General features: G+C 63.7%; 16 protein-coding genes. 7 read left to right on the top strand and 9 right to left on the bottom strand.

Annotated elements, in window-relative coordinates; all coding sequences use genetic code 11:
* Positions 1-21: 21 nt before the first annotated feature.
* The 3 genes from X726_RS164545 to X726_RS164555 form a co-directional block, all read right to left on the bottom strand.
* Entirely contained in the window at positions 22-1,350 is a 1,329-nt protein-coding gene (locus tag X726_RS164545) for a CmpA/NrtA family ABC transporter substrate-binding protein (protein ID WP_023667844.1), read from the bottom strand.
* A 343-nt stretch (positions 1,351-1,693) separates the two neighbouring features.
* Positions 1,694-2,932 (bottom strand): CmpA/NrtA family ABC transporter substrate-binding protein, encoded by a 1,239-nt coding sequence (locus tag X726_RS164550; protein ID WP_031214540.1) that lies wholly within the window; start codon positions 2,930-2,932, stop codon positions 1,694-1,696.
* Positions 2,933-2,934: 2 nt separating this feature from the next.
* Positions 2,935-3,537 carry an ANTAR domain-containing response regulator gene (locus tag X726_RS164555; RefSeq protein WP_023667842.1) on the bottom strand — a complete coding sequence of 201 codons (603 nt, stop codon included), beginning with the start codon at positions 3,535-3,537 and terminating at the stop codon, positions 2,935-2,937.
* A gap of 282 nt (positions 3,538-3,819) precedes the next feature.
* Here X726_RS164555 and X726_RS164560 point away from each other — a divergent pair, with 282 nt between their 5' ends.
* Complete coding sequence (locus X726_RS164560) at positions 3,820-6,108, top strand: mechanosensitive ion channel family protein (RefSeq protein WP_023667841.1); 2,289 nt, start codon at positions 3,820-3,822, stop codon at positions 6,106-6,108.
* A gap of 175 nt (positions 6,109-6,283) precedes the next feature.
* Here the strand turns inward: X726_RS164560 and X726_RS164565 are convergent, their stop codons facing one another.
* The 3 genes from X726_RS164565 to X726_RS164575 all read right to left on the bottom strand — a co-directional run bounded on the left by X726_RS164565 (position 6,284) and on the right by X726_RS164575 (position 10,473).
* Positions 6,284-7,771, bottom strand: a complete 1,488-nt coding sequence (locus X726_RS164565; protein ID WP_023667840.1) for an aldehyde dehydrogenase — start codon at positions 7,769-7,771, stop codon at positions 6,284-6,286.
* Positions 7,768-8,961, bottom strand: coding sequence for a cytochrome P450 (locus tag X726_RS164570; RefSeq protein WP_023667839.1), 1,194 nt, complete (start codon positions 8,959-8,961; stop codon positions 7,768-7,770). The genes X726_RS164565 and X726_RS164570 overlap by 4 nt, the downstream gene beginning before the upstream one ends.
* Before the next feature lie 63 nt (positions 8,962-9,024).
* Positions 9,025-10,473, bottom strand: coding sequence for an APC family permease (locus tag X726_RS164575; RefSeq protein ID WP_023667838.1), 1,449 nt, complete (start codon positions 10,471-10,473; stop codon positions 9,025-9,027).
* 166 nt (positions 10,474-10,639) lie between these two features.
* Between X726_RS164575 and X726_RS164580 the strand changes: the two genes are divergently transcribed.
* From X726_RS164580 to X726_RS164605, 6 genes are read left to right on the top strand one after another with little or no spacing between them, the layout of a single operon-like run.
* On the top strand, positions 10,640-11,410 hold the full coding sequence (locus X726_RS164580) for an IclR family transcriptional regulator (RefSeq protein ID WP_023667837.1): 771 nt from the start codon (positions 10,640-10,642) through the stop codon (positions 11,408-11,410).
* Positions 11,410-12,693, top strand: a complete 1,284-nt coding sequence (locus tag X726_RS164585; RefSeq protein ID WP_031214537.1) for a Tm-1-like ATP-binding domain-containing protein — start codon at positions 11,410-11,412, stop codon at positions 12,691-12,693. The genes X726_RS164580 and X726_RS164585 overlap by 1 nt, the downstream gene beginning before the upstream one ends.
* Positions 12,690-13,352: an HAD-IA family hydrolase gene (locus tag X726_RS164590; protein WP_023667835.1), complete on the top strand. Its 663-nt coding sequence runs from the start codon at positions 12,690-12,692 to the stop codon at positions 13,350-13,352. The genes X726_RS164585 and X726_RS164590 overlap by 4 nt, the downstream gene beginning before the upstream one ends.
* A 20-nt stretch (positions 13,353-13,372) precedes the next feature.
* The gene (locus X726_RS164595; RefSeq protein WP_023667834.1) at positions 13,373-14,722 is read left to right on the top strand and encodes an aminotransferase class III-fold pyridoxal phosphate-dependent enzyme; all 1,350 of its coding nucleotides are present in this window, start codon (positions 13,373-13,375) and stop codon (positions 14,720-14,722) included.
* Between the two features lie 33 nt (positions 14,723-14,755).
* Positions 14,756-16,063, top strand: coding sequence for an aminotransferase class III-fold pyridoxal phosphate-dependent enzyme (locus X726_RS164600; RefSeq protein WP_023667833.1), 1,308 nt, complete (start codon positions 14,756-14,758; stop codon positions 16,061-16,063).
* The gene (locus X726_RS164605; protein WP_023667832.1) at positions 16,060-17,091 is read left to right on the top strand and encodes a phosphotransferase; all 1,032 of its coding nucleotides are present in this window, start codon (positions 16,060-16,062) and stop codon (positions 17,089-17,091) included. The genes X726_RS164600 and X726_RS164605 overlap by 4 nt, the downstream gene beginning before the upstream one ends.
* A gap of 17 nt (positions 17,092-17,108) precedes the next feature.
* Here X726_RS164605 and hpaH read toward each other — a convergent pair whose 3' ends face one another.
* The 3 genes from hpaH to hpaD are packed head-to-tail and all read right to left on the bottom strand — an operon-like array spanning position 17,109 to position 19,797.
* Entirely contained in the window at positions 17,109-17,918 is an 810-nt protein-coding gene (gene hpaH / locus X726_RS164610) for a 2-oxo-hept-4-ene-1,7-dioate hydratase (RefSeq protein WP_023710038.1), read from the bottom strand.
* Positions 17,912-18,787, bottom strand: coding sequence for a fumarylacetoacetate hydrolase family protein (locus X726_RS164615; protein ID WP_023704726.1), 876 nt, complete (start codon positions 18,785-18,787; stop codon positions 17,912-17,914). Before X726_RS164615 ends, hpaH begins: the two co-directional genes overlap by 7 nt.
* A 29-nt stretch (positions 18,788-18,816) precedes the next feature.
* Positions 18,817-19,797, bottom strand: a complete 981-nt coding sequence (gene hpaD, locus X726_RS164620; protein ID WP_023667829.1) for a 3,4-dihydroxyphenylacetate 2,3-dioxygenase — start codon at positions 19,795-19,797, stop codon at positions 18,817-18,819.
* Between the last annotated feature and the right edge of the window lie 13 nt (positions 19,798-19,810).

Here is a 19,810-nt window from a genome sequence, read left to right as displayed (position 1 = left end):
GGAACGCGCCGTTTGCGCTGGTCAAGCCGATGCCTTGATCTTCAGGCTGTCGAGATAGGCCGACGGGTTGGCCGGGTCGAAAATCTTGCCGTCGAAGAAGGTCTCGACGCCGCGCGACGACGAGGCCGGAATATCGGCTGCGGCAACGCCGAGATCCTTCGCCGCCTCGCGCCAGATATCCTCGCGATTGACCTGATCGACCAGCGTCTTGATGTCGGTGGTCGGCGCGAATTTTCCCCAACGGATGTTTTCGGCGAGGAACCAGCTGTCGTGGCTCTTGTAGGGATAGGAGACGCCACCCTTCCAGAATTTCATGTAGAGGTCAGTGCCGGTGGCCACGCGGCCATTGCCGTAGTTGATGTCGCCCTTGAGGCGGCCGATAATGTCGGCGACAGGCACGTTCATCCATTGCCGCTTGCCGATGATGGCGGCCATCTCGTCCTTGTTCTCCGTGGCCTCACACCATTGCTGGGCCTCCATGACGGCCATCACGATCGCCTTGGTGGCGTTCGGGTATTTGTCGATGAATTCGGCGCGGAGGCCGAGCGCCTTTTCGGGATGACCCTTCCACAGTTCGCCGGTGGTGGCGGCGGTGAAACCAACGCCCTGGTGGACGAGCTGTTCGTTCCACGGTTCGCCAACGCAGAACACGTCCATGTTGCCGACTTTCATGTTGGCGACCATCTGCGGCGGCGGCACGACGATGGTCGAGACGTCCTTGTCGGGATCGATGCCGCCGGCGGCCAGCCAATAGCGCAGCCACAAATCATGCGTGCCGCCCGGGAACGTCATGGCGGCCTTGATTTCCTTGCCGGCCGCCTTCTTGGCGGCGAAGGCGTCCTTCAGCTTGGAGGCGTCGAGGCCGACACCGGTGCCGGCGTATTCCTGCGCAACCGAAATGCCCTGGCAGTCGTAGTTGAGCCGCGCCACGATAGCCATCGGCATCGGCTGGTTGTTCTGCGTCACCTTGCCGGTGTGCATGAGATAGGGCAGCGGCGTCAGGATGTGAGCGCCGTCGATGCCGTTGGCTTCGCCGCCGAGCATCAGATTGTCGCGCGTCGCGCCCCAGGAGGCCTGCTTGATCACCTCGACGTCGGGCATGCCGAACTTGGCGAACAGCCCCTTCTCCTTGGCGATCATCAGCGGCGCCGCGTCGGTCAGCGCGATGAAGCCGAGCTTGGCGCCGGTGACCTCCGGAGCGGTCGTGGCGGCATAGGCGCCCGAGGGGAAGAGCTTGCGGGCCGCCACGAACAGGCCGGCCGTCATGGCGCTGCTGACAAGAAAATCGCGGCGCGTCACATCCTTGAGCGATGTTCCCGTCCCGATCCATTTCCCTATTTTTTCTTTCATCGTGATCTCCGGTTGAACGCGAGGGCTTCGTCGAGTGGCCAAAACAAAAAAGCCGCCGTCCAGGCCTCGCGCGTCCGTATATCCGGGATCGCGTCGTTGACCTGAGCGGCAGCTTTGCCTGTGGCGCCCGCCATTGGACGCCTGTTCCGTGACCCGCGAAGGGCCTGGCTAATTCAAAGCAGGAACCGTGCCAGTTCTGAGTGAAACGAAAAACCTAAATGAAATCAACATTACGCGCCAGACGCCGGCACGCGAGGCGACATCGCAAGCAGGTCAAAGATTGTTCATTACAGCAATCGCACGCACATTTTTTGTGCAATGCACAAGAATGGCGCGAGAATGATCAGGCTTCCGCGCGAGCCGCTTTCTGGCGCGCTATATAGCCGTCGATCTCGTCGGGGTCGAAGGTCTGACCGTCGAAGAAGCCGTCCGGCCCAAGCACCAAGCCTGCCCCGGTCGCACCGACAGCCGTGGCGACCTTAAGCGCGCCCTCGACCTTCGCATTGGCGCCGGGAAGTGCAACGCCAAGCGGCTTTAGCGCCGAGCGGTAGAGGTCCGGACGGTAGCAGTCACGGGCGATAGCAAGGTTTTCCGGCGTGTGCTCGACATGCCCCCAGCGCACCATCTGCGTATAGAACCACAGCGCATGGCTCTTCCACGGAAAGTTCGCCGCCTTGTCGAAGGGCAGGAAGAAGTCGTCGACATCCAGTTCGGCGCCGCCGCCCAGTTCAAGATGGCCGGTCAGGATCGGCATCTGGACAGCTGGTGGCAGGCCCAGGAAGCCAGCTTGAGCCATCACACCAGCCAGTTCGGCGTGGTTGCCCCGATCCTGGCACCAGCGCGCCGAATGATGCAGCGCGCGCAGCAATGCTGCCAGCGCGACCGGGTTCTCCTGCGACCAGGCCTTGCGCACGCCGATCACCTTCTCCGGACTGTTGCGCCACAGCAGCGCCTTGACGGTGACGATATGGCCGGTGCCGGCGGCGACCGAGGCGCTGTTCCAGGGCTCGCCGACGCAGTAGCCGTCGATCCGCCCAGCGGCCAGCGCATCGGCCATGAAGGGCGGCGGCACGATGACGATCTCGATCTCGCGCTCCGCATCGATGCCGCATCCGGCAAGCCAGTAGCGCAGTTCGTAATTATGCCCCGAATGCGGGTGCACCACGGCAAAGCGCAGCGGATCGCCGCCAGCCCCGGCGCGCTCGCGAATGAAGGCACGAAGGGCTGCGCCCGCGCGCGCGGGCTCGAGATCGGGTATGGCGCCGTGTGCCGCCATGCCTTCCCAGACGGCGTTGGAGATGGTGACGCAATTGCCGCCAAGCCCGAGCGAAAACGGCACGATGGTCTCGGAAGCAAGCGGCGTCAGCCCGAGATTGCAGGCGAGCGGCATCGGCCCCAGCATGTGCGCCAGGTGGAAATGGCCGATGGCGATGCGGTCGCGGATGTTGGCCCAGGAGGTCTCGCGGTGCAGTGTGAGATCGATGCCCTCGCGCGCGGCAAATCCAAGCTCACCCGCCGCAACCAGCACGGCACTGTCGAAGAGCGGCATGAAGCCGGCGGTGATCTGGTGCTCGGCGCTCATGCTCATTCGTCCTCCGACGGCCCGAGCAGCCCGGCGGCAGTCACAAGGCTCTGGGCAATGTCGCCGATCTTGCGGTTCTGGTTCATCGCCGTCTTGCGCAGCAGCGTGTAGGCGGCCTCTTCGGTCAGGCCGCGCGACTTCATCAGGATGCCCTTGGCACGGTCGATCACCTTGCGGCTCTCAAGCTCCCCTCGAACCTCTTCCAGCTCGCGCGCCATGCGCGAGAAAGCGTTGAAGCGGCTGACCGCCATGTCCAGGATCGGCTTGACGCGCTCTTGCCTGAGGCCGTCGACGACATAGGCCGAAACGCCGGCATCGACCGCCGCTTCGATCGATGCCTGGTCCGATCGGTCGACGAACATGGCGATCGGCCGCTTCACCGCACGCGACAGCTGGAACATGTTTTCCAGCATGTCGCGGTTCGGGTTTTCCAGGTCGATGACGATGACGTCCGGCTCGATCTCAGCGATGCGCCGCGCAATGCCGGTCACGTCGTGGATGACGGTGACCCGCTCATGGCCGGCCTCGCGCAAACCTGCCTCGATGATCGCGGCGCGGATACGGTTTTCGTCGATGACCAGGACGGCGAGTGAGCTGCGGACCATGCGTGCATTGTGGGCAAGGTCGCAAAATTGTGCAATGCGGCATGGTCACAGGCTCCCGCCGCGAAGCAACCGACGACCGACAACGACCCGGTCTAGGTGGTCGGGACAAGGAATGCAGCGCAACGCTGGCGCTGGTGATGACAGCCTTGCCGGTCGCCTGGTGCCCTACCCAACGGTCTAGGTGCGATGAGACTTGCACCGCAACATCGGCTTGTTAAAGGTGGGGGCAACGACGGACATAGCTGTCCTTGCTCGCCGATCTGACCGGAAGGTTACCGCACGATGCTGCTCATGAATCGACGATTGGGAGCCAGCAAGCTGGCGCGCTCGGCACGGCGTCTCGGAGGCCTGACGACGAAGTTTGCCCTGATTGCCGGGCCGTTCGTCCTTGGGATCGCCCTCGTGCTGGCTGGCCCGGCACAGGCCCAGGCACCGGCCGCCGTCACGCCCGACAAGGTCAAACAGCTGTTCGAGCTTCTCGACGATCCGTCGGTGAAGGCCTGGGTGGCCGAGCAACGAAATCAGGGCGCAGGATCGACGGAAGCGCCTGCCGAGACTAGCGCTCCGCCGGCCGACGCCGTGGCCGCACCGGGCCAGATGAATACTATGGCATCCTCGACGCTCGATCGGATCAAGCATCACATCGAGAAAATCGTGCGAACCGTGCCCACACTGCCGGGCCAGTTCGCACGCGTCCGGGCCCAGACAATGGACGATATGTCCAGCAAGGGCCCCGTCAGCATATTGGTGCTGATTGCGATCTTTATCGCTGCCGGCCTGGCGCTCACCTGGGCAATATACAAGCTCACCCGTCCATTTCGTCTTTGGATCATCGCGCAACCCAGAGATACGCCCATCGGGCGGGCCAAGAAGATCGGCGGCCGCACGCTTTATTCCAGCATGATGATCGGCTCGTTCGCGCTGGGCAGCGCCGGTGCGTTCATGCTGTTCGACTGGCCAGCGCTCATCCGCGAGATTGTGCTGACATTTCTGATGGCTGCGGTCTTTACGTGGGCTGTGCGCCTATACGTGATGGCCACGCTCGTCCCTTCTTTCATGGAGGTCGAGCACGCCATCGAGGTTCGTGCCCTGCCGATCACCAACGGAGCTGCTGACCATTGGGCTTATTGGCTGCCCCGGATCGTCGGCGTTTTCGCCTTCTTCGCCTCCGCGTTTGTCCTCTTGCCGGGTCTCGGCATAGACCAGGACGGAATGATGGTCCTGTCCGTCGGCGCCGATTTCATCCTGCTGTTGCTCTTCCTGCTGGCCATTTGGCGTCGGCCAAGAACGCAGCGAGACGGCGCGCGCCACAGCGGCCACACGGCAGTGACATGGGTGTTGACGGCTTATTTCGTCGTTCTGTTCCTCGAACGCATTGCCGGCCTCTACACCTTCTTTTGGTTTACCTTCGCCTCTTTCTTTCTGCCCCTGGCAATCGTGTTGACGGAGCGCGGGGTTAATTTCGTCCTGCGGCCGGGTTCGGAAGATGTCGGCCGGCCGACGATCCCGGCGGTGACGATCGCTGTCATCGATCGCGGTATCCGGATGATTTTCATCCTCGCGGCGGCTTACCTTCTCGCACGCGTGCTGGGCCTGGACATGCAATCCATGCGCGGCAGCGATACGACCACCATGCTCATATTGCGCGGCTTGATCAACGTGGTGGTCATTGCCCTTGCTGCCGATTTCGGCTGGTCGATCATCAAAGCCTTGATCGAACGAAAGCTGGGCGTGGCGATACCGCAAGCGGTGGTGAGCGAAGAAGACATCCTCACCCTCGATCCGCATCAGGCGCGGCTGCACACGCTGTTGCCGATCATCCAGAACATTCTGCTAGCAGTGATCATCGTGATGGCGGTGCTGATGATGCTCGCTTCGATCGGCATCCAGATCGGCCCGCTGATCGCCGGCGCCGGCGTCGTCGGCGTCGCCGTGGGTTTTGGCGCGCAAACCATCGTCAAGGACGTGATCTCTGGCGTGTTTTATCTGCTCGACGATGCTTTCCGTGTCGGCGAATACATTTCATCGGGCAGCTACAGGGGTACGGTGGAGAGCTTTTCGCTGCGCTCGGTGAAGCTGCGCCACCATCGTGGTCCGCTGTTCACGATACCTTTCGGCGAACTCGGCGCCGTGCAGAACCAGAGCCGTGACTGGGTCACCGACAAATTCAACATCACCGTTGGCTATGACACCGATATCGACTTTGCTCGCAAACTGATCAAGCGAATTGGCTTGGAACTGGCGGAAGATCCGGAGTTCAAACACTGGGTGATCGAACCGATCAAGATGCAGGGGGTGCAGGAGTTCGGCGAGTACGGCATCGTCTTGAGGGTCAAGGTCACGACCAGACCTGGAGGCGCCTTCAGCATGAAAGGCAGGTTCTTTTTGCGCCTCCGCCAGGCCTTCAAGGAGCAGGGCATCGAACTCCCATTCCCGACCGTCCACGTCCAGGGGCTGCAAGACCCGCATGGGACAGAGAATGCGCCTTTGGAGGTCACACCTGAATTACGAATAGCCGTCGCCCAGTCGCACACCAATCGGCGCAGAAAAAAAGCCGGCACAACGGAGTAGGACGCTGTGATACCCGCCGGTCGCAACACCGCTTTCCGCGCAAAGCCTGGACCCGCGACACCACGCTAGTCGAGCTGCCGATAGCGACGACCTGATCGCCACCAACCAGCACCAGCGTGGCGTTCTGAGGCCAAGCTTGACGAAAAGAGCAGATATGCTGGCCTTTCCGCGAGGCTCAGAGCGCAATCCAGGCGGTCTTGAGGTCGACAAATTTCTCCAGCGCATGCAGCGACTTGTCACGGCCGAAACCGGACTGTTTGACGCCGCCAAGCGGCACGGTGATATCGGCTCCGCCATAGGTGTTGACGTGGACGACACCGGCGTTGATGGCGCGCACCATGCGATGGGCCGTGGAAAGATTGGCGGTCCACACCGCCGAGGCAAGTCCGTAGACAGTGGAGTTGGCCAGATGCACCGCCTCCTCCTCGGTCTCGAAGCGCATCACGCCGAGCACCGGTCCGAACACCTCCTCGCGCGCCAACTGCATCTCTTGCGTCACGTTCTCGAAGATCGTCGGCGCCATGTAGCTGCCGCCGGTCTCGGTCAGTATCCGTTCGCCACCGGCGACGAGACGGGCGCCTTCGGCTTGCGCCATGGCGACGAAGCCGAGATTCTTGTCCAGCTGTTCGGCGCTCGATACCGCACCGATATCGCTGGCGAGATCGAGCGGGTCGCCGACCTTGAGCCGCGTGGTTGCCGAGACAAGTTCGTCCATGAAAAGATCATAGACCGACGACTGGACGAGCAGACGCGAGCCCGCCACGCAGACCTGGCCTGAATTGCGAAAGATGCCGTTGGCCGAGACGACCGCCGCCTGCTTCAGGTCCGGAGCGTCGGCAAAGACGATGTTGGGCGACTTGCCGCCAAGCTCGAGGAAGACCCGCTTCAAATTGGAACGGGCGGAGTATTCGAGCAGCCGCCGGCCGACCGGCCCCGATCCGGTAAAGGCGATGGCGTCGACATCCATATGGAGGCCAAGCGCTTCGCCGGCGACAGCACCATGCCCGGTAACGACGTTGAACACGCCTTCGGGAAGTCCAGCCTCGCTTGCGAGTTCGGCCAGCCGCAGCAAGGTCAGCGAGGCGATCTCCGGCGGCTTGACGACGACGCTGTTGCCGGTGGCCAGTGCGGGCGCAATCTTCCAGGCGCCGATCATCAGCGGGAAGTTCCACGGCACGATGACGCCGACGACACCGAGTGGCTCCCTGTGGATCAGCCCGAGCACATTGTCGGCCGTCGGCGCGATCTCGCCATAGACCTTGTCGATCGCCTCGGCGTAGTAGCGGATGGTGCCGGCCGCCGACAGCGGCTCGGCCTTGTAGGCCATGCCGATCTCGGTGCCGTTGTCGCGCACGCCAAGCACGACCAGCTCATCGACATGTTTTTCGATCAGCTCGGCAAATTTCGTCAGCACCTTCTTGCGAAAGGCAGGGGCGGCGCGCGACCATAAACCCTTCTCGAATGCTTTTCGCGCCGATCGGACCGCGCGATCGATGTCGGCGGCATTGCCGTCGGCGATGCTGGCAAAAGCGCGGCCGTCGATCGGCGAAATCGCCGCCAGCGTCGCGCCGCTCGTCGCTGCGGCCTGTACGCCATCGATAAACAAGCCCCGCTCGCCGATCTCCGTCTTGCGCAGCGCGTCGATGGCATTCTGGCTGATCATTGGTGGCGGACTCCCAGGGAAACATACAACGTGGTTGGCGCTCGGAATTCCCAGCCGCGAAACACCGGCACCTTGCCCGGCACCAGGCTGAGATCGGGGAAGCGCAGGAGCAGCAGCCTTAACGCGAGGCACATCTGCTCGCGCGCGAAAAACCGGCCCGAACAGAAATGATGACCAAAGCCGAAGGCGGCATGATTGCCTTCCCTGCGGTTGATGTCGAAGCGGTCTGGATCGGCAAAGCGGCTCTCGTCGCGGCTTGCCGAGGAGACAAGTGCAGCGACCGCGGCGCCGGCAGGGATCGTTACGCCGCCAAGCTCGACCGCCCGCGTCGTCTGCCGCGTCTGGGTGCCGATCGGCGCCACCCAGCGCAAGCCTTCATCGACAGCCCTGGGCACAAAGGTCTCGGGATCGGCGAGCACCTGCCGCACTTGTTCGGGATGCGCAAGCAGGCCGGCGAGGATCGAACCGGCACCATGTCCGGGCTCCTGCATGCCGCCAAGCAGGATGACCTTGATGCTTGGCATCAAGAAATCGATCGGCCGCGTCGTGCCTTCCGGCATGCCGTCATGCAGCATATGCGACAGCGCCGAGTCGTCGGGTGCGCGCGCCAGTCTATCCAGAGTCGGCGGGATGGCTGCGCCGACCTCGGCGCTGATCGCGTCGGCGATCTCTTGCCGCTTCGGGTCGTTCTCGAAATTGATGGCGCCCTGCGCAAGGCCATAGAACCAGCGGCGCAGCGTCGGCATGTCGATGTCGACAATGCCGAGCGAGCGCGCCAGGCTGAGCGTCGACACCGGCTCGAAATAATCCGCCATCAGCTCGGCGGAGCCTTGTTCGGCGATCCGGTCGAGAAAAGGTTCGGCAATCGACCGTACGAGATCGCCGGCATAGGCGGCGACGGTGCGCGGCCGGTATTTCGGATCGACGCCTTGGCGCAGCTGTCTATGCGTTTCGCCGTCGGTAGTCAGGATGGTCGGCTTGCCGAACGAGCGTTCGACCGGAGACGTACCGACGACGGCGGAGAAGATGTCGGGTGACTTTGCGACGGTCTCGACGTCCTTCCAGCGGGTGACGAACCAGAGATTGACCGCCGGCACGAAAGCGACAGGCGCGCTGCGCCGCAGTTCCGCATAGATCGGATACGGATCGGCTTCCAGCGCCTCAACGGTGATGCTCTCGGCAAAGCTCAACGCCGTTACTCCCTTGCGATGGAAAGGGGCGGCGCCGAACGCGCTACCCCCTTGTCCTTTGTCCTAGTCCTTCAGCGGCACGCCGAGATTTTCGAAGGCAACCGGATCCCGGCTCTTCAACGCACCGGCAAGCAGCAGGCCGACCACCGCGGCAATCAGCACCAGTCCCGGCAGGAACACGCCAAGGAAGCCACCGGCCCCGGACAGGCTGCCAAAATTAATGACGATCAGGTAGATGATGACGACGAAAGCGATGAAGGCCAGCCCAGGCAGGATGGTGGTCTTCAGCGCATTCTCCTGCGTCGACGGGTTGGCGCGGAAGTACATCACCACGGCGAGCGAGGCCACCGCCATCATGACAATGACTCCCAGCGTCGCGACATTGGTCAGCCAGGAAAACAGCGCCAGTACCGGATCGAGGCCGAGTACCGCGAACAGTCCGATGACGATCGCGGCCAACACGCTCTGGATGACGGAAGCGACATGCGGGCTCTGGTGCACTGAATGCGTCACGCCGATCGCTTCGGGCAACAGCTTCTCGCGGCCCGAGACGTAGATGTAGCGGGCAACCGCGTTGTGGAACGCCAGCACGCCGGCAAACAGGCTCGACACGAACAGAATGCCCATGGCGTGCGACAGCATGGTTCCGGCGTAGCGGTCGGACAGGCCGAACAGGAAAGTCGTCGGATCCTGAAGCGCCTGCAGTGCGGGCAACAATCTGTCGACGCCGGCGCCGACCGCCATCAGCCAGGCCGTGACCATGTAGAAGACGCCGATCAGCAACACTGAGAAATAGGTGGCGCGCGGAATCGTCACCTTGGGGTCGCGGGCTTCCTCGGCGTAGATCGTCGTCGCCTCGAAACCGATGAAGGCGGCGAAACAGAACAGGATGGCGATGGCGGGCGAGCCGCTGACGATCTGGCTCCAGCTGAACGGCGCCGCCGAGAGACCACTGTCGCCACCGGTCTTGAGGATGGCGAGGTCTAACACCAGCACCACGATGTATTCGCACAGCACCAGCACCGTCAGGATCTTGGCCGACAGGTCGACCTGGCGGTAGCCCAACACCGCGACGATGGCGACGGCGATGAAGCTCCACACCCACCAGGGCAGGTCGATGCCCCAGCCGGCGAACAGGCCGGCGGTCGCGGCCCCCAGCAGGCCCATGACCCCGATCTGCATGGCATTGTAGGACAGGATCGCGATGATTGCGGTTGCGCCGCCGGCAAAGCCGCCGAGCCCGCGCGCGGCATAGGCATAGAAGGCGCCGGCATTGCCGACATGGCGCGACATGGCGACGTAGCCGACCGCAAACAGCAGCAGCAACACGGTCACGATAAGATAGGTGCCGGCAAAGCCCGCCCCATTGCCCATAAGCATGCCGAGCGGCGTGCCGCCGGCGACCGCGGTGAGCGGCGCCGCCGCCGAAATCACCATGAAGGTGATAGCGCCGACGCCAAGACTGTTCTTGCGCAGCCTGTTGGCGGGCGCCTGTTCCGAAACTGCTGACATTTGTCCCTCCAGTTTTACGAACCCCTGGGTTCGCGGCCGCTCGGCCTGTTCCCTGAATGCCATCGGTTCATTATTTGAACCCTTATTTTGAATATAGACTTGCAAAGAATGCCGATGCCTGTCAAGTTAATTCACACATTAAGTTTCTATCCGAGCGGGAGGCTGGATGGGTACCGTCGGCAAGGCGATTTCACTTCTGGAGCTGTTCACGGCGGACGAGCCCGAGCTCGGACTTTCCGATCTCGCGCGGCGGTGCGCCTTCGACAAGGCGACGACGCGGCGGCTGCTGATGGCGCTGGGCGGCCATGGCTTCGTCGAGCAGGATGCCGGCGCGCGGCACTATCGCCTCGGCGCCGGCCTGTCGCGGCTGGCGCGTATCCGCGAAGCCTGCTTCCCGTTCCTGCAAACGGCAATTCCCGTGGCGCAGGATTTGGCGGGTTCGACAACCGAGACGGTGCATCTGTCGGAATTCGGCGTCGACAGGCTGATCACCGTCCATGTCGAGCATTCAAGCTGGGCAAACCGGGTGAACATCGATGTCGGCCAGCTTCTGCCGCTGCATTCCACCGCCTCCGGCATCGCCTATCTGGCCTTCGCCGACAACGCGACCGTGAAAGCATGCCTGACAGGTTCGCTTGAGGCCTTCACCGATCATACCCTCGTCGAGCCGGCCGCCATTTCAAAGTCGATCGGCGAGGCGCGCGACCGCGGCTATCCGATCTGCGACCAGGGCCATGAGGACGGCGTGATCGGCGTCGCGGCTGCAATCCGCGCCGCCGATGGTCTTGCGCTGGGGACAATTGCGGTGGCAGCCCCGAAGGCCAGGACGACACCGGCTACGATCGTGGAACGAGGGCTTGCGGTTGTGACCGCAGCACGGGAGATTTCGATGCGCCTCAATGGCGAAAACCTGCAAACCCTGAGGAGGCAGGCCTGATGTCTGTAAGTATGGCAACGCCCCGCATCCTGGTCATCGGCACGGGCGACACCAAGACCGACGAACTGCTGTTCATGAAAGCGTGTATCGAGGCATCCGGTGGCCGCGCCGTGATGATGGACGTCAGCGTGCTGGGCGACCCCGCCTATAGTCCCGATCACGACAAGCATGCCGTTGCGCGGGCCGCTGGCGTGACGATGGCCGAAATCGTCTCGAGCGGCGATGAAAACACCGCCATGACATTGATGGCCGTCGGCGCCGTTCAGCTCGTGCGCCAGCTTCATCAGCGCGGCGACATCGACGCCTTCATCGCCATCGGCGGTTCGATGGGAACCGATTTGGCGCTCGATGTCGCGCTGTGCCTGCCGCTCGGCGTGCCGAAATTCGTCGTCTCGACCATCGCCTACTCGCATCTCATTCCGCCCGAGCGTATCGCGCCCGACCTGATGATGATCCTGTGGGCAGGCGGGCTCTACGGCCTCAACACCATCTGCAAGCTGGTCCTTTCCCAGGCCTGCGGCGCGGTGGTCGGTGCGGCGAAGATCGTGCTTGCATCCCGTGCTTCGGCCCCGGCGGTCGGACCGACGATCGGCATGACTTCGCTGGGCAGCAGTTGCCTGCGCTATATGAAGACGCTGAAGCCGGCGTTGGAGCGGCGCGGCTATGATGTCGCGGTCTTTCACACCACCGGGATGGGCGGCCGGGCCTTCGAATCGATCGCCAGCCAGGACCATTTCTGCGCGGTGTTCGACTTCAGCCTGCAGGAGATCACCAATCATCTTGCCGGCTCGGTCGTCAGCTCCGGCGCCGACCGGCTGGAGAATGCCGGCGCCCGCGGCATTCCGCAGATCGCAGCCCCTGGCGCCGTGGACATGGTCGACTTGCCGACCTGGCAGGCGCTGCCGACAAAGTTCGCGCAGCGGCCATTCCATGCTCATAACAGGTTGATCGCCTCGATCACCGTCGATGCCGACGACCGCCGTGAAGTCGCCAGGACCATCGCCGCCAAGATCGGCGCGTCGAAGGGGCGCTCCGCTTTCATCCTGCCCTCCGGCGGCATCCAGGAATGGGATGCGCAGGGCGAGCCGCTGTACGAACCCGAAGCCCTCGCGGCGTTCACCGATGAGATGCGCAAGGCCATTCCCGCCGGCGTCGAGTTCCACGAGATCGACGCCCACATCAACAGCGACGAGTTCGTCGGCAAGGCGCTCGAAATCTTCGACCGCTGGGTCGAGGAAGGCATCATCCCGCGCGGCATGCCGGCCAAGGGAGTGGCTGCGTGAGCGCTGTTCCTGCCCAGGCGCTCGTCCTCGATTTCGGCGGCGTCGTCACCCGGACCCTTTTCGAGACCCATGCCTTGACCGAACAGGCGCTCGGCCTCGCGCCGGGAACGCTGCAATGGCACGGGCCGTTCGACCCGGATTCAGATCCGCTGTGGCGCTCCATGCAGGCCGACGAGATCAGCGAGCGCGATTATTGGCGCACCCGCACCAGCGAAGTCGGCCGGCTCGTCGGCGAGGACTGGCAGGCGATGGAGACATTCGTCCAGCACGCACGCGGAGCCGAGCCGGAAAAGATCGTGCGGCCCGAAGCCGTCCGCGCCATCCGGACCGTGCATGCGGCGGGATTTCGCCTGGCGATCCTGTCCAACGAGCTAGATCTGTTCTATGGCGCCGGCTTCCGTCAGCGGCTGCCGCTGCTCGAGCTGTTCGACACCATCGTCGACGCCACCTATACCGGCATCCTCAAGCCCGATCCGCGCGCCTATGCCTTGGTGACCGAGGCGCTCGGCCTGCCTGCCGGCGCCTGTGTGTTCGTTGACGACCAGCAGCGCAATGTCGATGGCGGCCGTGCCGCCGGCATGCGCACCGTTCATTTCGACGTCGCGCGGCCGGCACTTTCCTATGCCGAGGCCCTCGGCCATTTCGACCTCATCTCCTGAGACATTTGCGGAGCCTTGCGATGCGCGACATCAATTTCCTCACCGAGAAAAACGCCAAGCCGATCTGGCATCCGATGGCACACCCGGCCGAGATGCGGGCCAACCCGCCAAAGGTGATCATGAAAGGCGAAGGCGTGATGGTCACAGACATCGACGGCAACACCGTGCTCGATGCGGTTGGCGGCCTGTGGAACGTCAATCTCGGCTACTCCTGCGACCCCATCAAGAAGGCCATCGCCGACCAACTCAGCGCCCTGCCCTACTATTCCGGGTTTCGCGGCACGTCGACCGGCCCGTCGATCGAGCTCGCTTACGAACTCAGCGAATGGTTCGAACCGGAAGGCATGGTGCGGACCTTCTTCACCTCGGGCGGCTCGGATTCGGTCGAAACCTCACTGCGGCTCGCCCGCCAATACTGGAAGATCCGCGGCCAGGGCGACCGGACAAAATTCCTCGCGCTGAAGAAGGGCTATCACGGCACCCATTTCGGCGGCGCGTCGGTCAACGGCAACGCCAATTTCCGCCGCAACTATGAGCCGCTTATGCCCGGCGTCTTCCACATTCCCGCACCCTGGACCTTCCGCAATCCGTTCGATGAGACCGATCCGGCGCGGCTGGCCAAACTGTGCGCCAAAGCGCTGGAGGACGAGATCGCCTTCCAGGGCGGCGACACCATTGCCGCCTTCATCATGGAGCCGGTTCTCGGCGCCGGCGGCGTCATCGTTCCGCATGACAGCTTCATGCCGCTGGTCCGCGAAATATGCGACCGCCACGAAATCCTGCTGATCGCCGACGAGGTGGTCACGGGCTTCGGTCGCACCGGCGCCTGGTCGGGTTCGCGGCTATCCGGCGTGAAGCCGGATTTCATGACCATCGCCAAGGCGATCACCTCGGGCTATTTCCCGCTCGGCGCCACCTTGATCGGCGCCAAGGTCGCCGACGTCTTCGAGGCCGACAAGACCAGCTTCGGGGCGATCGGTCATGGCTATACCTATTCCGGCCATCCTGTCGGCTGCGCGGCAGGGCTGGCTGCACTTGCCGAGACCAAGCGGCTTCGCCTGGACGAGAACGCAGCCGCGCGCGGCATCGAGCTCGCGGCGACGCTGGAGGGGCTAAAAGCCAAGCACGCGATCGTCGGCGACATCAGGTACAAGGGCCTGATGGCTGCGCTAGAGCTGGTCTCCGATCGCACGACGAAAAAGCCGGTGGACAAGAAGACCATGGCCGTGGTTTCGGAAGCCACCTATGACGCCGGGGTCATGCTGCGCGTGTCCGGCAACAACATCATCCTGTCGCCGCCGCTGATCATCAGCGCCGCCGACGTGGCAAAGATCGGCGAGGCCATCGATGCAGGTCTGTCGAGGGCCTGATAGACCCGCTGACGCAATGGAGTTTGGTACGCAATGACCCAATCTGAGAAGAACCCGAGCGAGGAAGCGCTCGTCAAGCGGCGTGCCCGCCTGCTCGGCGCGAAATCGCAATTGTTCTACGACGAGCCCGTGCACCTGGTGCGCGGCGAAGGCGTCTGGCTCTACGATGCCGACGGCCGCAAGTATCTCGATGCCTACAACAACGTCGCCCATGTCGGCCATTGCCACCCGCATGTGGTCGAGGCCTTGTGCCGTCAGGCAAGCCTGCTCAACACCCACACACGCTATCTGCACACCGCAATTCTCGACTATGTCGAGCGGCTGACGGCGACCTTCGATGCAAGCCTCGCCACCGCAATCCTGACCTGTACCGGCAGCGAGGCCAACGACATAGCGCTGCGCATGGCGCAGGCCGCCTCCGGCAATATGGGCATCATCGCCACCGATGCCACCTATCATGGCAACACGGCGGCTGTTTCGCAGCTGAGCACGCGCATGCCGCCGATCCGCGGCCGCGCCCCCCATGTCAGGCTGGTGCCGGCCCCCGACAGCTATCGCCATCCCGATGCGATGGCCAATGGCAAGGCCTTTGGCGACGCCGTGCGTCAAGCGATCGCTTCGCTGGCACAGGACGGCATTGGCCTGTCTGGCATCATCTTGTGTCCGCTGCTCGCCAATGAAGGTTTCCCGGCTCTGCCCACCGGATTTTTCGACGACGCCTTGGCGGCCGTGCGCGAAGCCGGTGGTCTGGTCATCGCCGACGAAGTGCAGCCCGGCTTCGGCCGCACCGGCAGCCATTTCTGGGGCCATCAGCGCGCCGGCTTCGTCCCCGACATCGTCACCATGGGCAAGCCGATGGGCAATGGCCATCCGATCGCGGCCGTGGTCACCACCAAGGAGATACTGGCGACCTTCCGCGACGCTTTCCGCTACTTCAACACCTTTGGCGGCAACCCGGTCTCCTGCGCGGTCGCCAATGCCGTCCTCGACGTCATCGAACAGGAAAACCTTGTCGCCAACGCGCAAGACGTCGGCGCCTATGCGCTTGGCCTGCTGCGCCCGCTGGCCGATCGGCATGAGTGCATCGGCGAGGTCAGGGGGGCCGGACTGTTCTTCGGCGCCGAGCTGGTCCACGACCGCGACACGCGCGAACCGGCGCCCGACATTGCCGAGCAGGTCGCCAATCGCATGCGCCATCGCGGCGTGCTGATGGGCAAGACCGGCATCCACGGCAATGTGCTCAAGATCCGCCCGCCCATGCCGTTCTCGCGCGACAATGCCGAGTTCCTGATCGGCCTGCTGGACGAGGTGCTGGGCCAAGTCGGCGGAGTGCCGGCGTGAATTCTGTTTCCACCCAATCCCAGCCCGAAACGGCAGCCGATGTCACGGAGCTCGCCAGGCGTGCGCTCGAACATTGGGGCGTCCGCAACTCTGAGCCGGAACTTCTGAAGCACCGCGAGAACGCCGTCTTCCGCGTGCGGCTGCCGGATGGCCAGCCGGCAGCCATGCGCATCCACCGGCTCGGCTACCACACGGACGCCGCGCTGCGTTCGGAACTGCAATGGATGGGCTTCCTGCAATCCGCCGGCGTCGCCACGCCGTCTTGCGTCGCAACACAGGCCGGCGATCCGTTCGTGCTTGTCAGAACGGCCACCTCGGCGCAGCCCCGGCAGGCCGATTGCCTGAGCTGGCTGGAGGGCCGCGCCGTGGGCGCACGCGGCGTGCCACTGGCCTACACGGCCGACCAGTCGATCCAGATCTTCACGGCGATCGGGCGGACCATCGCCCATATGCACAATGTCACTGCCTCGTGGACGCCGCCCGCGGGCTTCGTCCGCCATGCCTGGGACTTCGACGGCTTCTTCGGTGCGAACCCGGTCTGGGGCCGGTTCGAGACCTCGCCCTTTCTCGATGGTCCTCGCCGCGCGCTGGTCTTGCAGGCGCGCGACAAGGCAGTGAAGGCGCTGTCGGAACATGAGCGCAGCGCGCGCAATTTCGGCATCATCCACGCCGATCTGGTGCGCGAAAATGTGCTCATCCATGACAGCGCGGTGCGCATCATCGATTTCGACGATTGCGGCCATGGCTGGCACATGTACGACCTTGCCGTCGCCCTCTATCAGAACCGCGAGGAGGCGATCTACCCGCTGATCGAAACCGCTTTGCTTGACGGCTACCAGCAAGAGCGTGCGCTGATCCCGCAGGACATCGCCGCATTGCCTCTATTCGCCGCGTTGCGTGCCTTCGCCTTTCTTGGCTGGGTGCAAAGCCGCGTCGAAGGCGACATCACCAGGGATGTCGGCTTGCGGATGTCGACCATCGCAGCCGATGTGGTGATTGACTACCTGCGCGGCGAACAGCCCAACTGACGAGCCGATGAGAGCCGTCAGCTCTTGGCGAAATGGATGCTGACCGTTCCCGAGCTGCCGAAGTCGGCGACGATGGTATCGCCGGGCCGCGCCTCGACCGGGCGCACAAACGATCCGGACAGCACCACCTCGCCGGCCGCGATGGACATGCCGTAGCGGGCGAGCCTGTCCGCCAGCCAGGCAATGCCCATCGCCGGATGGTTGAGCACGCCGGCGCCAAGCCCGGTCTCCTCGACCTCCGCATTGCGCGAGACGATGGCGCCGATCCAGCGCATATCGGCTTCATCGGGTCGTTGCGGCCGGCCGCCGATGACAATGCCGGCATTGGCGGCGTTGTCGGAAATCGTATCGAAGAAAGTGCGCGCCTTCTTTGTCTCGGCATTGACGCGTTCGATGCGCGTGTCGAGGATTTCGAGCGCCGGCGTGATATAATCGGTGGCGTTGAGCACGTCGAAGATGGTCACGCCTGGGCCCCTCAGCGGCGCCTTCATGACGAAGGCTATCTCGGCCTCGACGCGCGGCTGGATGAAGCGGCCGACGGGTATCGTCGCGCCGTCGTTGAAGAACATGTCGTCGAACAGCACGCCCGAATCCGGCGTGTCGATGGCGAGCGCATATTGCATCGCCTTCGATGTCAGGCCGATCTTCCAGCCCTTCGGGGTCAGCCCGGCATCGGTCTTGCGTTTCACCAGCGCTGCCTGGACGCGATAGGCATCCTCCATCGTCGCGTCGGGAAAATCGAGGCTGAGCAGACGGATCTGGCGGCGCGAACGCTCGGCTTCGAACAGCCTTGCCGCGGCATCTTCAACTTGCTCGGGGGTCACGATGCTGCCTCGTCGACGACCCCGTTGCGGAGCACGCCGATGCCGTCGGCTTCGACTTCGATCACGTCGCCCGGCTTCAGCCAGATCGGCGGGTCGAAGCGGGCGCCGGCGCCGGTCGGCGTACCGGTGACGATGATATCGCCTGGCACCAGCGTGGTGAAGGTGGAGACATAGGCGATGATCTTGCGGAACGAGAAGATCATCCGGCTGGTGCGGTCCTGCTGGCGCAATTCGCCATTGACGCGGGTGGTCAGCGCGATGTCGGCAATCTGCGCCTCGTCGGTGAACGGCACCAGCCACGGACCGAGCGAGCCGGTGCGGTCGAAATTCTTGCCCTGCGTGACGTTGAACTTGGCGTGCCGTACCCAATCGCGAATGGTGCCTTCGTTGCACAGGGATAGTGCCGCGATATGGTCAAGCGCATCCCTCTCGGCGATGCGTCGTCCACCCTTGCCGATGACGATGACGATCTCGCCCTCATAGTCCAGCTGCGGCGATTCCGGCGGCCGCACCAGCGGCGCGTCGTGGCCGACGAAGGAGCGGGGGAAGCGGATGAACAGCGACGGGTTGGAAGGCGCGGCCTGGCCGTCCTTGTACTCTTCGTTGCGGTCCGGGTAGTTGACGCCGACGCAGATGATCTTTTCCGGCGACGGCAGAGGGATTTCATAAGCGATGGCGCCGACTGGAAAATCGACGGCGTAGGCTTCGGCCTCTTCCGCCAGCCGCCGTAGCACGCCGGCCTCGATCACTTCGCGCAGCGTCGGCCACTGGCTGTGCCGCGCCGACAGGTCGACGACGCCCTTATCTGTGACCACGCCATAGCGCGTCTTGCCGCCAACGGTGAAGGTGGCGAGCCGCCCAGGTGCAGTCATCCCGGTCTCCGTCAGGTTCGCGTCTGTGGTCACGGTGCGATGATCGGCGACGCCGTCAAATCCGGTTGGCGTGCGGCCGCGCCGGCAAAGGTGCTGCCCTCCTCGAACCAGCTTTTCGGCGCCGGCGCGCCCCACAGCGTCTGGCGCTGCGGGTCCTTGAGGTCCCACTTGATCGGCTCCAGATCCGGATCGACCGTCTGGTAGTCCGAGCAGTAGATCTCGATGCGGTGATTGTCCGGGTCTCTGACATAGAGGAAGAAGGCGTTGGAAATGCCATGCCGGCCGGGGCCGCGCTCGATATTTGCGAGGTAACCCGTCGTCGCCATCAGATCGAGCAGGTCGATGATGTTGAGCGGTGTCGGCACCCAGAAGGCGACGTGATGCAGGCGCGGACCCACACCGTTGGTGAAGGCGATGTCGTGGACGCCGCCCTTGCGGTGCGTCCAGGCCGCCCACAGCTTTCCGCTACTGGCATCCTCGGTGTATTCGGTGACGCGGAAGCCAAGCTCGTTGTAGAAGGCGACGGACTCGTCGACATTGGGCGAGAAGCAGTTGAAGTGGTCGATGCGCAGCGGCTTCACGCCCTTGTAAAGCGCATATTTCTGATGAATCGGCGGCAGCCTTTCCATTTGGGCAAAGAACTCGAGCGGAATGCCGTGCGGGTCGCGGGTGCGGAAGGTGCGCGACTGGTACGGTCGCTCGACCCACTCGACCGGCAGGCCTTTTGCCTTGAAGAAATGCTCGGCCTTGTCGAGATCCTCATCCGAAAAAACCTTGAAGCCGAGATCGCGGGCTTCGGCGCTGCCGGCCTTCTTCAGCACGATGCAGTGGTGTCCGCGCTCTTCCAACGCCCTTAGATAGATGGCTTCCGATGTCTCGTCGGTAACCTGCAGGCCGAGCGTGTCGACATAGAAGGCGCGGGATTTCGCAAGGTCGGTGACCGCCAGTTCGACATGGCTGAGGCGCACGATGTTGAAGGCGGGATAGAGGTTTGGTTTGGGCAGTGGCATCCGATGTCCTCCG

Source organism: Mesorhizobium sp. LSJC285A00 (assembly GCF_000503155.1).
Classification (GTDB): Bacteria; Pseudomonadota; Alphaproteobacteria; order Rhizobiales; family Rhizobiaceae; genus Mesorhizobium.
Note: the sequence above shows the minus strand (reverse complement) of the source record. Positions and strands in the feature narration are given on the sequence as shown.